The 1,347-nt window shown below is 60.7% G+C and carries 1 protein-coding gene; it reads right to left on the minus strand.

Annotated elements, in window-relative coordinates; all coding sequences use genetic code 11:
* Positions 1–202 precede the first annotated feature (202 nt).
* A complete protein-coding gene (locus tag DS839_RS35765) occupies positions 203–1,288 on the minus strand; it encodes a transposase (protein ID WP_119275346.1) in 1,086 nt (361 codons plus the stop codon).
* Between the last annotated feature and the right edge of the window lie 59 nt (positions 1,289–1,347).

The following is a 1,347-nucleotide window of genomic DNA, read 5'->3' on the forward strand; positions in this document are numbered from 1 at the left end:
CCCCATAGGCGCTAAGATAAGGCCAGTCCGGGTAATAATGTCCAAGTCTGGGGCATCCGCCGTCGTGGCGGCTCGCGCAAGCGGTATCGGACGCGCTGCGCATTGGTTGGCAGGATTGCGAGGCTGGGTTGAGGGGTGATTGCGCAGAGCAGCGCCGTCACGAGTTGACGGAAGGCGCGCCAAAGCAGGGTTCGGCCTTTGCTTAAGAGGGAGAGACGCCGAACTCGTCTGTGAGCGGTTCGACCAGCAAAATCATTAGGAGATGGGCCAAGATCCACGATCTTGCGAGAGCCGGATCCTTGGCTGGGGGCGAGCGCAAGCCGATCAGGCTTTTCAGCCGCTTGAAGGCGAGTTCGATGCGCCAGCGCATGCGGTACAGCTTGAAGACTTCCTCCGTTGAGAAAGCTTGCTCCGTCAACGAGGTGACCAAAATGATCCACTCACAGGCGTAAAGCGTCTTCTCGGAGACTTGCCGGCCTTGCTTCTTAGCGGCCAATCTCGCCTTGCGCCGGGCTTCGGCGACTGCAACTGGCGGCTTGCGCAGGGCCACCACGCGCATCTTGATCGGCTTTCCTTCTTGGCGGCCTAGCCACATGGTGCAATCGAGATCGCCTTTATCCTCAACCTTCTTCAGCTCGCTCAGGAGATCGACAGACTTGCCGTTCTCATCCAGCCAGCGGGCATGGCGCCAGCTTCCGCGAACCAGGACATCAGCGCCCTGCTGGATCACTTCACCGATCTGATCGACCTGCAGGAAAGCGGCATCGGCCATGCGCAATTCGCCAGCAATAACCGGGACGCGATCGATGCGCTCGCCGCCCGTCTCGTCGGTCAATTCCAGAAAGTCGAATTGTTCCGCAGGCAATGCGAAGGAGGCGTGGATGCGCCAAAGCCCGTTTGTTCCCTTCGCGTTGCGACCAGCCTTGGCGACCGAGCTGCCGTCGACAATGCGGATCAGACGGCCCTCAGCCGCCGTAGGGCAGTCCCGCGCAAGAACGTGGCCAATCAGTCGCGATAGCCACGGCGTGGTGTTACGAAAGCGGCCAAGCAAGGCGACGTCGGACACCGATGCCAAGCCCATGGCCTCGGCCCATGCCGCAGTTCCACGCAGGCCGACATGGCCCAAACAATAGGACAGGATCAGCCGCAGCAGATCGACCGCGCTGCCAATCCTGCGAGCCCGCACAAAGGCCTTGGTTTCCAGGGCGAGTGCCGTAATCAGCGACACGCCACCCAACCGCTCGACTGTCCAATCCCAGTCGGCGTTCGTCAGTGATTCGTGAGTCATCCAACGTTGGAATCACAGACGATTCCGCACCGCAACCCTTATCTTAGCGCCTATGGGGT

This window comes from Taklimakanibacter deserti, from assembly GCA_003574785.1.

Excerpts from the sequence above, each read along its gene's own strand:
- DS839_RS35765 (WP_119275346.1), bottom strand. The coding sequence starts at position 1,288 with ATGACTCACGAATCACTGACGAACGCCGACTGGGATTGGACAGTCGAG.